At 65.9% G+C, this 14837-nt stretch carries 16 protein-coding genes, 1 tRNA gene and 1 pseudogene; 6 read left to right on the top strand and 12 right to left on the bottom strand.

Annotation, left to right across the window (positions count from 1 at the left end; all coding sequences use genetic code 11):
• Positions 1–22: 22 nt before the first annotated feature.
• The 4 genes from ABFX55_RS40450 to ABFX55_RS40465 all read right to left on the bottom strand — a co-directional run bounded on the left by ABFX55_RS40450 (position 23) and on the right by ABFX55_RS40465 (position 2232).
• Complete coding sequence (locus ABFX55_RS40450; protein WP_346128640.1) at positions 23–541, bottom strand: MauE/DoxX family redox-associated membrane protein; 519 nt, start codon at positions 539–541, stop codon at positions 23–25.
• A 232-nt stretch (positions 542–773) separates the two neighbouring features.
• On the bottom strand, positions 774–1334 hold the full coding sequence (locus ABFX55_RS40455; protein ID WP_346128642.1) for a S26 family signal peptidase: 561 nt from the start codon (positions 1332–1334) through the stop codon (positions 774–776).
• Positions 1331–1849, bottom strand: coding sequence for a TlpA family protein disulfide reductase (locus tag ABFX55_RS40460; protein WP_346131389.1), 519 nt, complete (start codon positions 1847–1849; stop codon positions 1331–1333). The genes ABFX55_RS40455 and ABFX55_RS40460 overlap by 4 nt, the downstream gene beginning before the upstream one ends.
• A gap of 191 nt (positions 1850–2040) precedes the next feature.
• A complete protein-coding gene (locus ABFX55_RS40465) occupies positions 2041–2232 on the bottom strand; it encodes a hypothetical protein (RefSeq protein ID WP_346128644.1) in 192 nt (63 codons plus the stop codon).
• Positions 2233–2315: 83 nt separating this feature from the next.
• On the opposite strand from ABFX55_RS40465, the gene ABFX55_RS40470 reads away from it, so the two are divergent.
• Positions 2316–2606: a hypothetical protein gene (locus ABFX55_RS40470; RefSeq protein ID WP_346128645.1), complete on the top strand. Its 291-nt coding sequence runs from the start codon at positions 2316–2318 to the stop codon at positions 2604–2606.
• Between the two features lie 58 nt (positions 2607–2664).
• Here ABFX55_RS40470 and ABFX55_RS40475 read toward each other — a convergent pair whose 3' ends face one another.
• Positions 2665–3204, bottom strand: a complete 540-nt coding sequence (locus tag ABFX55_RS40475) for a hypothetical protein (RefSeq protein WP_346128646.1) — start codon at positions 3202–3204, stop codon at positions 2665–2667.
• Positions 3205–3737: 533 nt separating this feature from the next.
• Between ABFX55_RS40475 and ABFX55_RS40480 the strand changes: the two genes are divergently transcribed.
• Positions 3738–4766 carry a hypothetical protein gene (locus tag ABFX55_RS40480; RefSeq protein ID WP_346128648.1) on the top strand — a complete coding sequence of 343 codons (1029 nt, stop codon included), beginning with the start codon at positions 3738–3740 and terminating at the stop codon, positions 4764–4766.
• 121 nt (positions 4767–4887) lie between these two features.
• Here the strand turns inward: ABFX55_RS40480 and ABFX55_RS40485 are convergent, their stop codons facing one another.
• From ABFX55_RS40485 to ABFX55_RS40500, 4 genes are all read right to left on the bottom strand, one after another.
• Complete coding sequence (locus ABFX55_RS40485) at positions 4888–5289, bottom strand: hypothetical protein (RefSeq protein ID WP_346128650.1); 402 nt, start codon at positions 5287–5289, stop codon at positions 4888–4890.
• A gap of 259 nt (positions 5290–5548) precedes the next feature.
• A tRNA-Gly gene (locus ABFX55_RS40490) sits at positions 5549–5648 on the bottom strand.
• A 49-nt stretch (positions 5649–5697) separates the two neighbouring features.
• A complete protein-coding gene (locus ABFX55_RS40495; RefSeq protein WP_346128652.1) occupies positions 5698–6801 on the bottom strand; it encodes a DUF6461 domain-containing protein in 1104 nt (367 codons plus the stop codon).
• A 69-nt stretch (positions 6802–6870) separates the two neighbouring features.
• On the bottom strand, positions 6871–7467 hold the full coding sequence (locus tag ABFX55_RS40500; protein ID WP_346128654.1) for a NucA/NucB deoxyribonuclease domain-containing protein: 597 nt from the start codon (positions 7465–7467) through the stop codon (positions 6871–6873).
• Here ABFX55_RS40500 and ABFX55_RS40505 point away from each other — a divergent pair.
• Genes ABFX55_RS40505 through ABFX55_RS40515 form a run of 3 tightly spaced genes read left to right on the top strand, consistent with a single transcriptional unit; the run spans position 7460 to position 9542 of the window.
• The gene (locus tag ABFX55_RS40505; RefSeq protein WP_346128655.1) at positions 7460–8131 is read left to right on the top strand and encodes a replication initiator; all 672 of its coding nucleotides are present in this window, start codon (positions 7460–7462) and stop codon (positions 8129–8131) included. The two genes, ABFX55_RS40500 and ABFX55_RS40505, sit on opposite strands and share 8 nt — an antisense overlap.
• On the top strand, positions 8128–8319 hold the full coding sequence (locus ABFX55_RS40510) for a helix-turn-helix transcriptional regulator (protein ID WP_346128657.1): 192 nt from the start codon (positions 8128–8130) through the stop codon (positions 8317–8319). The genes ABFX55_RS40505 and ABFX55_RS40510 overlap by 4 nt, the downstream gene beginning before the upstream one ends.
• The gene (locus ABFX55_RS40515) at positions 8316–9542 is read left to right on the top strand and encodes a site-specific integrase (RefSeq protein ID WP_346128659.1); all 1227 of its coding nucleotides are present in this window, start codon (positions 8316–8318) and stop codon (positions 9540–9542) included. Before ABFX55_RS40510 ends, ABFX55_RS40515 begins: the two co-directional genes overlap by 4 nt.
• 208 nt (positions 9543–9750) lie before the next feature.
• Here the strand turns inward: ABFX55_RS40515 and ABFX55_RS40520 are convergent, their stop codons facing one another.
• From ABFX55_RS40520 to ABFX55_RS40530, 3 genes are all read right to left on the bottom strand, one after another.
• Positions 9751–10293: a phosphotransferase family protein gene (locus ABFX55_RS40520; protein ID WP_487047410.1), complete on the bottom strand. Its 543-nt coding sequence runs from the start codon at positions 10291–10293 to the stop codon at positions 9751–9753.
• A 790-nt stretch (positions 10294–11083) separates the two neighbouring features.
• A complete protein-coding gene (locus tag ABFX55_RS40525) occupies positions 11084–11884 on the bottom strand; it encodes a helix-turn-helix domain-containing protein (protein ID WP_346128660.1) in 801 nt (266 codons plus the stop codon).
• Between the two features lie 121 nt (positions 11885–12005).
• Complete coding sequence (locus ABFX55_RS40530) at positions 12006–12815, bottom strand: alpha/beta fold hydrolase (protein ID WP_346128662.1); 810 nt, start codon at positions 12813–12815, stop codon at positions 12006–12008.
• Positions 12816–13879: 1064 nt separating this feature from the next.
• Here ABFX55_RS40530 and ABFX55_RS40535 point away from each other — a divergent pair.
• Positions 13880–14776 (top strand): annotated as a pseudogene (locus ABFX55_RS40535) (IS5 family transposase).
• Positions 14777–14837 lie beyond the last annotated feature (61 nt).

A 14837-nucleotide genomic window follows, 5' to 3' on the forward strand; every position in this document is an offset into this window, starting at 1 on the left:
GTGGCCGAGGTCATGTTGGGCATCACGAACTCCCCGAGATTTCCATGAACAGATCGGCGATGTCGTCGAAGATGATCAAGAGGGCGGCGCCGGCCAGTCCGACCGGCACCGCCAGAGCGAGACCGGCCACGGTCACCGGGTCGCCGGGGAACATCAGCGTCGCCCACCCCAGCGCGACGACGAGCAGCAGGAGCCCGTTGCGGATCAGATGCACCGGCCCGAGCGGTGTCGCGGACGCGCCGAAACACTGGCATGGCTCGCGCCGGCCTCCGCGAAGGGAAACGGCGATCCACAGGGAGAAAGCGATCAACAGCATCCCGCTGACGGCCAGCCCGATGGGCGGGAACACCATCATGGTGGCCGCCGCGGCGACCTCCGCAGCCGCGGTCGCCGCGGCGGCCGGCAACCGGGCCGGGCCGGGCAGCATGCCCAGGGTGGCGGCGAAGGACCTCAGTGCGGTACGGCTGCGCAGCTTCGAGAACGCGGAGACGACGAAGATCACGGCGAGCAGGACTTGGCTCGCCACCAGCACATGGGACATGTCCACAGATGTTCGCCGGGCCTGCTAGCCCGGTGCTAGCGCGCCGGTAGCACCGCTCCGCTTCTCACATACTCAGATGTAGCAGCAGTAGTTCGTGTTCCTCCACGGCCCCGCGCCGGCCTTCCAGCAGTTCCTCCTGACCTGCTTTCTGACCTTGTAGTCCATGTACTTGGTGCAGGCGTACGGACCGCAGCGGTACTCCGTGATGCAATCGTCCGCCGCAGCGCGGTGCTCAGGAACGAGCAATGCGAGTAGACGATCTCCGATGTTCGCGATGGAGCGCATCATTTGTTGATTCCTCTCTATGTTGCCGGTTCGATTTCTGACATGAAATTCCTGCGGAATCGCTCTCCATTCCGCCGGGGACTCCGGCGGGGGTCAGTTTCCGTAGGGCGATGGCGCGAATGTCGGCGACGGGGAAGTAGCCGTGGTCGCGGGAGTCGAAGCTCGCGTCGGTGTTGTCGCCGATCAGGATGAGTTGCCCGTCGGGCACATGGGCATCGGATACGAGCGGTCGCACGGCTTGGGGGACGGGATCGCCGGGCAGTGCGACGATGCGCTTGATGAGGAACGGGCCGCCCATCGGCAGCGGGCTGAGCACCACGGCGATCTGACCGCGTCGCAGTGCCGACGGGGTCGCCCGGCGGGCCAGGAGCCGATCGCCGTCGATGAGGGATGGCTCCATGCTGTAGCCGTCCACACGGATGACCGAGTACGTACGGCGCAGCCATACGATCACCGCGATGAGAACGGCGGTGCACCCGACGGCGGCTGCCTCCACGGACTGGATCATGATTCCACCAGGACCTGCGCGTCCAGGTTGGTGCCCGCGACCGTGCCGTCGGCGTCGATCACGTAGACGGTCGGGTACCCCTGGACCTTGAAAGCCCTCTGCAGGTCCCCCATCGGCGGCTCGACCACGACTCTCGCCACTTCACGCAGTCGCTCGACCTTCTCGGCGACGTCCTCGCCGGGATCGGCGACGACCACGGCGAAAGCCTGACTTGACGACGTGCGGGCTCGTGCGATGAACCGCGGCAGCAACTCCTCACAGGGCGGGCAGCCTGGGGAGAAGAAGGCGATGAGCGCGGGGCCGCTCACGAGCTCGTGCGTGACCGGCTCGCCGGCAGTGGTCATCGCCGCGAACTCGGGCATCCTCTCGCCGACGAGAAGGCCGTCCATCATCGGCGAACCGAACTCGGACTGCGTGGCCAACTTGCGAAGACGACGGATCACGCCGACCATCAGCAGCAGATTCGCCATCGACAGCAGGCCGACCACGACAACGGCCGCGGCAAGAAGCTCCATCACACACGCTCCCGTATCTCTCTTTGAACAGATCGTCGAAGACGATCAACAGGTGGCTGCCGCGATCGCCGGCCCGGCCCAACGGGACTGCGCTTTCCACCGGCCTGCGGCCGCGTCCCGGCAACCAAGACCGTGAGCTGCCCGGAACTCGAGGCGACCGGGCTCCTCCGATGAGCGCGAGCGCTTGTCTGTCAGGGTGTCGCGCAGACGGAACCGATGCGCACCCAGCTGTAGCAGTTCTCCACCCCGCCAGGAGAGGAGCAGCACCGCCGCCGGTACCAGCCTCCGGCGAGCGGGCACCTGTACTCGTACCGGCAGTTGGCGGCCGACGCCTGGTGTTCCCGCAGGACGTACGCCAGCGCCCTATCAATCAGATTTGTCATGCGCCGATCGTCGGAGAGACCGTTAGCGCCTGGATAGCCCGGGACTAGCGCGGAATCGGATCGTTGTGCGGATCGTGAGCGTCATGCTCACGCAGAGGCCGCGCCCCGACGCCACCCGCTCCGGCGGCGATCCCGCCGTGCAGCGGCGTTCCCTCGCGGCCGCGGTCGAGGACCTCGGTGAGCGTCCGGACCTAGCGGCCTGGGTGATGGCGGCGCTCGGGCGGCCGATGGATCCCTCGGTGCCGGTGGCCGAGCATGCCCGCTGGCTGGACCGCGCGCTGGAGACCGTACCCGCCATCGGCGACCCGGTCGCCGAGGTCTTCGTGCTCGGGAAGGTCGCGATGTCCCTGAGCTGCTTGGGCGACCCGCGCTGACCGGCGACATCCGGCGGCGGACCGGTGACCGGCCCCGGCACCGCCAGGAGGTCAACGCCTACCGGTCCATCGCGGAGAACGCCTGCTGCGCCGGGCACTTCGAGATCGCCGACCAGTCGCCCCCGGCCACCCGACGCAGACGCAGAACGGGGGCGTCGCCGGCTGGCTGGCCGTAGGCGTGGGTGTTGACCAGCAGTTGATCGTCGGAGTGGTAGATGGAGTTGTACAGCACTGTCTGATGCAGCCGAATCTCGGCCCCGGCCGGAACGAGCTTGCTGCTGTACCAGTGGATGGCGTTCCTACAACGCTCAACCTGCGAGTCGCCCACACCCTCATCCCGGCCGCGCTGGACCACATTGGGGCAATCCGGGTCACCAAGCAGAATCCGGACCCGGACATCGGCGCGGGCCTTGTCGGACAGCACTCGCATCAGCCCGTGGTCGTCGTGAATGAAGGTGCCGCTGTAGACGAGGATCCCGATCTCCTCCGACGCCTCAGCGAACAGACGTCCCCAGACGTCACGGCGTACAGCCCAGCGGTGCGGGTGAACGGTGATGATCTCGCTCTCCGACGCCGACGCCACCTGCTCACGCGTCAACGCCTGCGGCCACAGGTAACCCTCGTCCGTCCCGAGGAAGGCGGCCGCAGCTTCGGTACGGCTGACGCCCCTGCGTAACCCACCGCTCAGCGGTCTTGGGAGCGACCTGGATCGCTTCGGTCAGCTGCTCGATGTCGATGCCTTTGGACAACAGGGCCGCGCGTAGCCGTTCGTTCGCCATCTCACCTGCTCCGGGGGACGTCTCGGGAACGTGGCCAGCGTAGGCCGGACGTCTTGAACATGCCCCGTCGTGTAGTGATCTCGTCCTGACTCTCCGTCGCATCCTCGATCTGCAAGCAACAACAGCAACCGGAAGGAGAGGTGATCACCGTGACCAACGAGATCTACCCGGCCCCCCACCTGCGAGGGCCGCGCCCAGCTCGACGAGGGACAGGCCCGCTGTCTCAAGTGCCTGGCCCGCGACCGCTGGATCAAGAAGCAGGCTGCCAAGAACAAGCGGCGGCGCGGCGAAACCCGGGAGCCATGAACGGCATACCTTCGCTATACCACCGGACGGTACAGTTCCCGCCTCGATGATCGCCACCAAGGGAACCAAGCTCATGATTCGCTATATCGGCGGTGTGCTGTTACTGGTAGCGGCGCTGTTCGGCCCGGCAACTCCGGCAAGCGCCGCCGCACTTCCTGGAGAGAAGGCGAACTACGTCGTCTCCTTCGGATCACTGCACGAAGCATCCGGGAGCAACTGGGTGCGCCTGGGCACCTACAGCTTCACCTCCAACGGCCGGGTACGTAGCGACACCTGGGCCTGGAGCCAGACCGCACCGGCCCCCCGCGTCGGCACGGGCACCGTTCCCGGTGGAAGGTGCTCCGGCACGTCGACCACCGTAAGGCCGTGCGACATCAACACCGTTAAAGGGTTCCTCACCCCCGCGACAGAGGTCAGAGCGGGGTCTTTCACGCTGCACGCCGATGCCTCTGGACGTCAATACGTCAACATCGCCTGGGACCAGACCGCGTGGCGCACCGAGGAATGGTGGGTCGAAACCGCGCCTGACGGTACGTACGCGCGCCTGACGTCCAAGTACGCCCGTAAGTTCACCCACGGTTACGGCTACGGCAGCAACGCCGGGCTGACCGTGCGGCGGCCGATGGAGGCGGTGCTCGGGCATGACGCGCCGCTGACCATGACCTATCACCGCGCGACCAAGGGGAGCATCGCGTACGTCGACAGGAACTGGAACATGGGCCAGTACATTCGATGCACCGACTCGACCTGGTGCCTGACCTACAAGACCGCATCGACGAGCAACTGCAAGTGCGCGGCGCCGTACGACAAAGACCAAAGCCTGCAGAACTACATCCAGCAGGTGACCGGCAAGGATCGCCGTGACACGCACTGGCACTGGTGCAGCTGCCTGGCGAAGGGCAGCCAGTGTTACAAGGGCAACTCTCATGTATACCCGTTGCTGCAGATCATCGATGACAAGGCCAGGTGGCGTGGCTGGGTCGGCGTCGAGGCTTCCTTCTACCCGTACAACGACCAGGCGGATCCTCGTCGGCACGACATGCTCTCGGTCTTCCGCGTCACTGAGTGGGCTTGACGTAGCCATCGCCGTGGACGTGCTGCTGGTGATCTCTACGCGGCGGGAGGCCGTCTGACCTTGAGCGGCGACGAGGGAAGGCTACGATCGCGGCACCGCGGACGGGCGGCCCCGATTGTGCTCAGGAAATCCAGTCCTCGATGTGTCGATGTTGTCCGAGGCCGACCGCGTCGAACTCGTCGTGCGCCCAACGCCGACGGACGCCAATGCTCCGAAGTGCTTGGGAGACAGGACTACCTTCAACGGGGGAGGACTCACGCTCGCCTACCTTCAGCGGTCCGAGAGATATGCGCTCGCGCTCCCAGACGGCCGCGCTCTGCTCGCCAACTCCACCGAAGTATTCCGCCTCGACGTAGGCGATCGGCCTGTGGCGTGACCAGCGGGCGAGAAGGCGATCGAATCCACACGGCATGCCCCAGAAGTCAGCATGCTTCTCGGCCTCGCGATCGGTGACGGCGTCAAAGAGGTTAACCTCCTGGAGTAACCGCGCGTCCGCGATGACCGCCCGCAGCTCATAGCCCATGTCACAGTCCCCTCGCAGCGTGAACCCGAGGATTGAACCATGCCCAGATAGAGCAGACCCGTCCCCAATACTTCCCCAGAGGGCCGATGCTGATTGGGCGCGATCCACGGCACGACCTGCGGAAACGGGCCTTGGTCCATCCTGCATATATCCCACAACCGCTGACATACGACGGCATCACGTGGCCTACGGCTGCTCAGAAAGCAGACCTGCGACTAAGAAGCCGCAGGTCAGATGCTATTTTGCCTGGTCGATCCAGTGCCCCCGGCATGATTCGAACATGCGACACCCGCTTTGGGAGAGCGGCTGTTGCGAAATGCGAGCATAAGACCTGACCTGCGGGAATACGCGATGAGGGCACCGGGCATTTCTTGATCATCTCGCATACGGCTCGCAGGCATCCCGCACTTATCCTTGGTCGTAAATGTGATACGCCGCCAGCAGTAGAGCCCGTAGACGCCCGGCGTCGCCATTGGCTGTGTTCGGGTGGGTCGCCTGGGCTTGGCTGGCAGTCTTGTAGGCGACATAGGCCGGATCGTCGTCCGTCAGCGCCTTTACCAGGGTTTCTACTGCCGCTCGCTGCAGCAGCAGGCGTCCGTGGGCGGTCTCGCGGCCGGGAAGCGCGTGTCCCGATGCTCCGGATGACGCGAAGGCCGCGTTTGCCTGCTTAGTGAGATCGTTGCTCCAGATACGGAGTTGACTGCGCACCTCCGCCGAGTCGCTGCGATTGTCGTGGCCCGCCATGATCAACTGAAACGTCCGGTCAACCAGGGCTTGTCCGGGCAGGCTCGCCGAGGAGACCGCGATCCGCGCGATGAGTTCGGTGATAAGGGGAAGTTTGTCGGTCGTGGGTTCGGCGATCACAGCCGCAACCCGGGGGTCCTGCTGGGCAGCGGCGAGTTCGTCGTCTTCAAGGTCGAGGTGCGAGGCCGCAGTGGTGACTACGGGGCTCCGGCGAATAATGATGGCCTGGTGGCCGGCTCGCAACCAGTTCGCGTCGAGGTGGATCGAGGAGAGGTGCTCGCCGAGTGCCAGGCATGCCGCCATCCAATCGGCCGCCCACTGAGAGGGGGTTACGGGGAGTCCCTGCAGCCATTCCTCCCCAGATTTCGGCTGGACGCCTGCAAGGTCGAGCGGGTCGAACTTCGCGACGATTTGGCCGCCGGACGCGTAGGTGATCCACACGTCGTGATTCACGGTCCAACTCACATTTAGAGCAGCGCCTGCTGCGGAGAGTTGTTGGAGAGCGCGTGGATCGAAGCCGCAGCAAGGGGCCGGCTCGAAGAGGACTGTCCACCCGCCCCGCTGAGAGATGAGCACGATTGCCTCGTCGCCGGAAAGGTCCATGACGGCGGCGGACACGTCATCCACGGTAGCGCCGGAGATCTCTCGGGCGGGGCTTCCCAGGAGTTCTACGAGGGCCTCCGTCTCGGCGACGCTGCCCCAGGTGATCGATCCCTGATCGGGGAATAGATCGCGTGTAGTGACATAGGAGGCGAAGAGGTCGGACATCGTCTTTCCTTGTACAAGGGATAGGGCGGGGTCGGGGCGGATTTCCCGCCCCGACCCCGATCAGATGGATTAGGGCTGGATCGGGCCGACGAATTCGCCGACGCCATCAATCGTGCAGCGGTCGAAGTAATCGGCTTCATCGGGCAGGGGATCCGTCACGACCACGCCGGGCGCGCCGCTGATCGGCCGGGTCTGACCGAACGGAATAACGTCCACTGCGAACGGCGAGCCTTCCCTGATCCGGTTCCGCCTGTACCAGACCCCCAGCCGCGATCCTGAAGAACAGTTGTCCTTCACGTCGATCAACTCGACGGAGTACTGATTGCTCGTGCTGGCCGCTCCCTCGCGCGTAGATGCGAAGGGGAACTCGTCGCAGCTGTCCGGGCTCTTGTAGCTCCCGTAGACAGTCCGGCACATGGGGATCGCCACCGCACGATTCCCATCGATCGTAGAGCTCAACCGGGTTCGATGAAGGCAGCCGCTCGGTTTGCCGGGACTGGAGCCGCATCCACTGTTCGCCGGATCGAACTTTCCGGGAATCCGCTTGGCGGTCCCCTTATCAGGTTCGGTGCTGCCAGGTTGGTAGAGGGCCTTGATGAGGTGGGACGCTGACTCTCTCACAACGTACTTGTTGTTCTTTTTGTCGTTGGCGTTGAGGATGAACACCGGCCGGACGTTGCTGACGATACAGCCCCCGCTGTGGGCGGTGATCCAGGCCGCGCTGTCGCAGATGAACGCCATGGTCACGCGCTCGGGCGCCGCAACCGTGGTCAGCGCCCTCGTCCCCGCCCTCGACGACGCCCCGGCCCGGCTCTTCAAGTGGGGCGCCCAGCTCGACATCCGCCCCATCACCCTGGACGGCGACCTCACCGAACAAGCCGTGGCCGGCTACATCGCCAAGTACGCCACCAAAGCCGCCGAATGCGTCGGCACCCTCGGCCGCCGCATCAACCCGCTCGACAACCTCGACGCCTTCAACCTCCGCGACCACGCCAAACGCCTCATCGCCGAATGCCTACGCCTCGGTGCCATCGAGAACCTGGCCGACCTCCGGCTGGCCCAGTGGGCGCACATGCTCGGCTTCCGCGGCCACTTCTCCACCCGATCCCGCCGCTACTCCACCACCCTCGGCGCCCTCCGCGCCGCCCGCGAAGACCACGCCCGCGACCACGAGATCACCACCGGACGCCTCCCACTCTTCGACGAGGACACCGTCCTCGTGATCAGCGAATGGACCTACGCAGGAAAGGGCCGCTCCGCGGGTGATCAGCCCCTCGCTGCCGCGCTGACCGGCACCCGTCTTCCGGATGTGGGCGGTGGTGTCCGATGAGTCGTCGTGACGAGCTGCTCACCGTCGCTCAGGTCCTCGACGAGCTGGGCGGGGTCTCCCGCCGCACCTTCTACCGCTGGCGCGAACTTGGGAACGCGCCTGTCTGCATCCAACTTCCGAACCATGAGCTTCGCGTCTGGCGCAGCGATCTCGTGTCCTGGCTCGACTCCCGCCGGGGGATCGCATGAACACCACCTATGACGTGAAGTTCTGGGAGATCCAGCGCCGCACTGACCGGAAGACCTCGGCGTTCCTTGTTCGCTGGACGGTGGCGCGCAAGCCCAAGAGCAAGACCTTCCGCACCAAGGGCCTGGCCGACTCGTTCCTGTCCGATCTCCGGCAAGCCGCGAAGCGAGGAGAGGCGTTCGACCTGGCCACCGGCCTCCCGCTGTCGATGTTGGAGCCTGAACCAGCTGGCCCCACCTTCTTGGAGTTCGCGCAGTCCTATGTCATGAGCCGCTGGCGCACCTCAGCGGCCCGCACCCGCGAGACAGACGCCTACGCGCTGCTCACGCTGGTGCCCGCTCTCGTGGCCGACCTGCCGGGCCGTCCCGATGCGGAAGACGTACGGCAAGCGCTGCGTTCTCACGCGCTGCTGCCCGAAGACAGGCGGACAGAGCTGCCCCGCGAGCAAGCCGCGGCTCTCGCCTGGCTGGAGAAGGCCTCCCTGCCCATGTCGGCCTTGGGCGAGGCGGCCACGCTGCGCCTGGCCCTCGACGCCATCGCGGTGACCTTCGAGGGCAAGACCGCCGGGGCCAACACCGTTCGCAGGAAGCGTGCCGTTCTGCATCACCTCCTGGGGCAGGCCGTAGAACAGAAGCTCTTCATGACGAACCCGCTCGATGAGATCAAGTGGACCTCGCCCAAGGCCGTAACCGTCGTTGACCCTCGAACAGTCGTCAACCCGACCCAAGCCCGGCAGCTCCTCGATGCTGTCCCCAAGGTGGGACGCAAACGCGGTGCCCGGCTCAAGGCACTGTTCGCCTGCGTCTACTACGCGGCCCTCCGCCCCGAGGAAGCGGCGGATCTACGGGAGAAGAACTGCACGCTGCCCGAGTCGGGATGGGGACTGATCATCCTGGAGCGAGCCCGGCCCCAGAGCACCAAGCGCTGGACCGACAGCGGCGAGACCCACGAGTCGCGTCGGCTCAAGCATCGGGCCGACAAGGAGACGAGAGAGATCCCGATTCCTCCGGTCCTGGTGGCCATTCTCCGCGAGTACATCGAGGCGTACGGCGTCGCCAAGGACGGCAGGCTCTTCCGCACCGAGACCGGCGGTTCCTACTCAAGCTCCGCCTACTCCTACGTCTGGCAGGAAGCCCGCAGGTTGGCCTTCACGCCCGCTCAGGTCGCTTCATCCTTGGCCGCCCGGCCGTACGACCTGCGGGCGCTGCCGTCTCGCTCTGGCTGAACGCGGGCGTCCCGGCTCCCGAGGTCGCCAAGCGCGCTGGTCACAGCGTGGACGTCCTGCTGCGCGTCTACGCCAAGTGCATTGACGGCCAGCAGGACCACATCAACGGAAAGATCAACGACGCTCGCGAATAGCTGATCCTCGCCCACCTCAGCCCCGGCCTCACCGCCGGGCCCTCTGCTTGCAGCAACCCAAACGGTGAAACCCGTCATTGCTGCAGTGCCGATAGCAGGAGCGTCTCGTGCTGATGGACGAGTTCGCGATCGGCTGTGGCCCAGGCGATGGCTGCTTTGGCGTGGCGGCGGCGGGTGGGCGTGAGCTTGGGGTTGGTGAGGTTCGCTGCCTCGATGTCGGCGATGCAGGTCTGCCTGCGCACTATGGCATCGAGGAGATGCTGCGGTTCGATGGCGCCGTAACCGTCGCGTATTTCTCGCAGATGCCGGGCTTGCTCGGTGATCGGTACTTGGCCCTGGGACTGGATGCACCAGGTCCAGGCCATGTAGCCCAAGTCGTCGAGTCGGTCGCCGGGGCGGCTGGAAGACCAGTCGATGAAGGCGATCGGTAGGCCTTCCTGGAAGATCGTGTTGAACGGTCCGGGATCTCCGTGGATGACGCAGTCATGGTTTTCGGCCAGGGCGTGTCCGGCGGTTGCCTCATGCAGTTCACGCAGCATCCGGCCGCCAGCTGTGTAGGCGTCGGGTGCTCGCTGTATGGGGTGGTCGGTGGTATTGCCGGGGATGAAGGTGAGGATGTCCCGTCCGCGTTGTCGATGCCGAGGTGGCGCGGTGCGTGGGAGTAGCCCACTGACTCAAGGTGCGCCAGGACCTGGGCGGCGAACGCCGCACCCACATCACGGGCGCGGCGCACCGTGTCACCGACCCGGACGACTTCCAGGGCGTTGTTGCCACCGGTGAGAGGTTCCTCGGTCACGATAGCCATGATGAGTCACGCCGTGGAGAGCGCCCGAGGTCGTGGGCGGAATTCGGAGAGACGAGGTCCGCGCAGTTCGAGCGCTACGCCGTTATCGCCCAGTCGGCTGGCCTTCGCAGGTGGGTGGCTGATAGCGCGAGTTTTCCTGTCTGACCATTTCCTTCCGCTCCTCGGCAGCAACCTCAATCGCCGGGCTGAGGAGCTGGTCAAGGTGGAGCGCCCGGAGCGTAGCGAGGACGTACGACCTTGACCGGCGACGAGGAACGGCCACGATCGTGGGCAGCGAGGACCGGAGCCCGTCGTGTTAGGCGTCACTGGCTATGAGCACAGAACGTCACTGCCGATGAGTATGAACACGGTGATATGTTCTGACCGATAATCTTCGGCCATGCTCGTGCTGACGCCGTGATGCTCGTCATGGCGGCCAGCGTCTGGAGGAGTCGCGCCCCGTCGTCGGCATCACACTCCTCACGGCAGGTGCCGGGCAGGAAGTTCTCGAGATGCAGCCACGACCGGCGAACCTTCCTCGGGGACTTTGACGAAACTGCCCTGACGCGGCGGGTTTCTCAGTCAGCGCAGCGCGTGGCAGCCGCATCGTGTAGGCAAGCTGTTCAACGAAGGTCGGGGATGCGTTCGCCACCCTTCGCAGGGCGCTGGGTTGGCGATGAAGCCGGCCACGCAACGTCGTCGATCGCGAGCCACGGCGCCACGGCCAGGGCCGTGGGCGTGAGCCCGGCAAACGTCGTGACCTCGCGGTGGAGGTGGGACTGGTCGACGTAGCCGCTCTCGGTGGCAACGCGGGCGGCGGCGTGACCCGCCGCGAGAAGGTGGGCGGCGTGGTCGAAGCGCACCAGTCGGGCGGCGCGTTTGGGCGTGATGCCGAGCTGGGACCGGAAGCGGGACCACAGGCGCTTGCGGCTCCAGCCGACCTCGTCCGCCAAGCCGTCTACCCGCACCCGCCCCCGGCTGGTGAGCGTCCGCCGCCAGGTGTAGGCGACCTGCGGATCGACCGGTGGGTGGGCGCCCAGCCGTCGGCCGAGGATGTCCACCGCGATCGTGAACCGTTCGTCCCACGACGCGGCGGCGCGCAGCCTGTCCTCGGCTCGCCCGGCGTCGCGGCCCCAGACATCCTCAAGGGCTACCACCATCCCGCTGAGCTCGGTCGATGCGCCGAACAACGCAGCCGCCGCGACCGGCTCCAGCCGGATCTGGAGGCACTCGCCGACTCCCCAGCCAGTTGCCCGAAGATCGCCGGGGAGGAGCCCGACGACGACACTGCCGCGCTCGTGCCGGCCATGGGTTTCGTAGACGACGCCTTCTCCCTCGCTCAGATCGACGAGCAGGGTGACGGACGGGTACGCGACCATGGCGATGTCCACAAAGGCCGGGGCACGATGGCGGAACCCGGCCATGCTCACCCCCGGCAGCCGAACCGACGGGCGTGGGACTGCGACGTCCACCCACGCTCGGTCAGGTGGCGTCCCGGTCGACAACACGTGACCAGTCTAGGCCTCAGGGATCAAGGGTGGGCTGTCAGCGGCCCGGTGCCGTGAAGCTCAGCAGCAGTTTGCTGGTCGTCTCGGGCGCTTCCAACATGGGTAGGTGCCCGACGCCGGGCAGCAGCTCGACCCGCGCGTTCGGCACCGCGTCGTACTGGTGCGCCGACGACGGCTCCCAACGGGGGTCGGCAGCGCCGAAGATCACCAGCACGGGGACCTCGAGGGCGGCGAGACGCTCGGGCACGCTCCGCTCGGCGATGTACGCGGTATTCCGGCGCAGCACCGTCCTCATCACGCGGTAGGTGATGCCCCGTACGTCGGCGACCACGTCGTCCGGGAGGTCCACCGGGCGAGCGGCCATCGCGCTGATCCCTCTGCGGATCATCGCATCCGAGCGCCTCGACCACAGGAGCGGGCCCAAAGGCGGGGCCAACAGGACCCGAAGGATGAACGGCTGCCGAAGGAGCGCATCCGGACGTGGGCCGCTACTGATCAGTGCAAGCGAACCCACGAGGTCGGGACGTTGTTCGGCAAGCGCGGTGGCGACGTAGCCGCCGCTGGAGTGCCCGACCGCGGCGACGTGACGAAGGCCGAGGTCATCCAGCAGCGCCGCCACCTGGCCCGCCTGCGCAGGCACGTCGTACGACGGCGCGGGCGGGGACTGGCCGCAGCCCGGGAGGTCGACCCGGATGACGTTATGGTGGCCGGCCAGTGCCGGGACCACCGGGCTCCAGAAGCCGCCCGAGGCCCCCGATCCGTGGATGAGCAACAACGGCGGCGCCTGCCGCGGGCCGTCATGGACCACGTGCATCCCATGCGAGTGCTCAATGTCGTACTTACTCATGCGGAGACTATGTACGGGCGGTCGACTATCAGTCTTGGACAAATGTTCCCGCGGAGTTGACGACCGCCGGCCCGCCACCATCGTCGCAGTCCCCGGAGGGCGGCGCTGTCATCGGCAGATGAGGACGACATCGCCTTTTCCAGCACTGGGCACGATCGATCAGCCAGCACTGCGTGCCCGCGGGCAGGCGAGGGCCACGATGCCGAACACCTCGTCATACTCACGATCGTGTCGCTTTCGGTCCCCAACGTGCTCGATCCCAGTGACGTTTCATGCTCATGCCAAGCGACGGATAACACCCGTCGTCAGCCACGGTCACCAATGCCGTGGGGCCGACGAAGGAGGCCCTGCGGCGGCGATCGCCCCGGCCCCGTACGATGCTCAGCCACCGCGAGCGATCGTTACGGCCTAGCTATGCGCCGACATAGAAGGGCTGGTGACCTGGGCCAATAGCCTCAAGATCGGTTCGCGTATGGTTCGCGATCACTGGCCTACGGCTGCATTCCGCTGCTCTCGGTGGCCTAGCAAGCAAAAGACCTGCGACTGAGAAGTCGCAGGTCAGATGCCGGAATGCCTGATCAACTGTGTGCCCCCGGCATGATTCGAACATGCGACACCCGCTTTAGGAGAGCGGCGCTGATGGTTAAACCTCATAGTTGTTGACCTGTGCAAACGCCTGAACGGATCTCTAGAAAGCGCAAGATCATCCCGAGAATGCCCCGCATCAACTTATAGGCGATCAGCTGGTGCTCCGCCTGGTCTCGAACCTTTCGATGACCCCAACCGCGGCCGCTCACAGTGCTTTGCTCTAAACGTACCCCCGCCGCCTGGAACTTCGTCGACGTACCACCCCAACACTCCTCGTCATCGTGATGGTTGAGCAAGTGTTAGACGCCAGGTACGTCCAAGTCGTCTTCAGGTGCCGCAGGTCATATCGCTTCACCACCGCCACCTTGAGCGATGTGATCGGCCTTGAGTTCGATGGACCTGGGTCGGAGTTAGGGCGTGTCCCGTGGATCATTGGTGGGGGTTTGGTGTAGATCATCCGTGTGGATGAGGAGCGTCTGAAGCGTCACGATCTGACGGATGAGGAGTGGGAACGGCTGCTGCCGTTGCTGCCGGTCAACCCGCGTCAGGGTGGTCGGTGGGCCGATCACCGAACGGTCATCAATGGGGTCTTCTTCCGGGTCCGGACCAACATCACCTGGCGTGACCTGCCGCCCTGGTACGGGAACTGGAAGACCGTCTATAACCGGCATCGCCGCTGGTCGATGGACGGTACCTGGGAGAAGATCCTGGACGGGTTGCGGGCTGGATGCGATGCGGCCGAGGGTGAGGATTGGACGCTGAGTGTGGATTCCACCGTGGTGCGCGCCCATCAGCATGCCGCCGGAGTCCGAAAGGCGCCGCCGGCCGACTTCCCGGTAAAGGGGGCGTCGTAGATCACAAACCGGCCAAGGGGCGGGAGGCGCTGGGCCGCTCGCGGGGCGGGCTGAGCACGAAGGTGCATCTGGTCGCCGACCGGCGCTGCCGCCCCGTCGCGCGGATCATCAGTCCTGGCCAGCACGCCGACAGCCCGTACTTCCGGCGGGTGCTGGAGGGCGTACGGATCGTGCGCCGCGGTGTGGGTCGCCCCCCGCAAGCGTCCCGCCCGGGTGCTGGCCGACAAGGCGTACTCCTCCAGGGGTAACCGCGCCTACCTGCGCCGGCGCGGTATCCAGGCGGTCATTCCGATCAAGAAGGATCAGCAGGCCAACCGCCTCAAGCGAGGAAGCAGGGGCGGGCGACCACCCGGCTTCGACGCCGACAGCTACAAGGAGCGCAACACCGCCGAGCGGTGCGTCAACAAGCTGAAGGGCTACCGTGCGGTCGCCCTGCGCACCGACAAGCGCGAGCGCATCTACCAGGGCACCGTCGACGTCGCCTCGATTAGGATCTGGCTCCGCGACCCCATTCAATGATCCACGGGACACGCCCTAGTCGCCCCAGCCTGTTCCGTGTGTGGCAGCGGGCCACCGCCCA

The organism is Nonomuraea roseola (assembly GCF_039535395.1).
Classification (GTDB): domain Bacteria; phylum Actinomycetota; class Actinomycetes; order Streptosporangiales; family Streptosporangiaceae; genus Nonomuraea; species Nonomuraea roseola.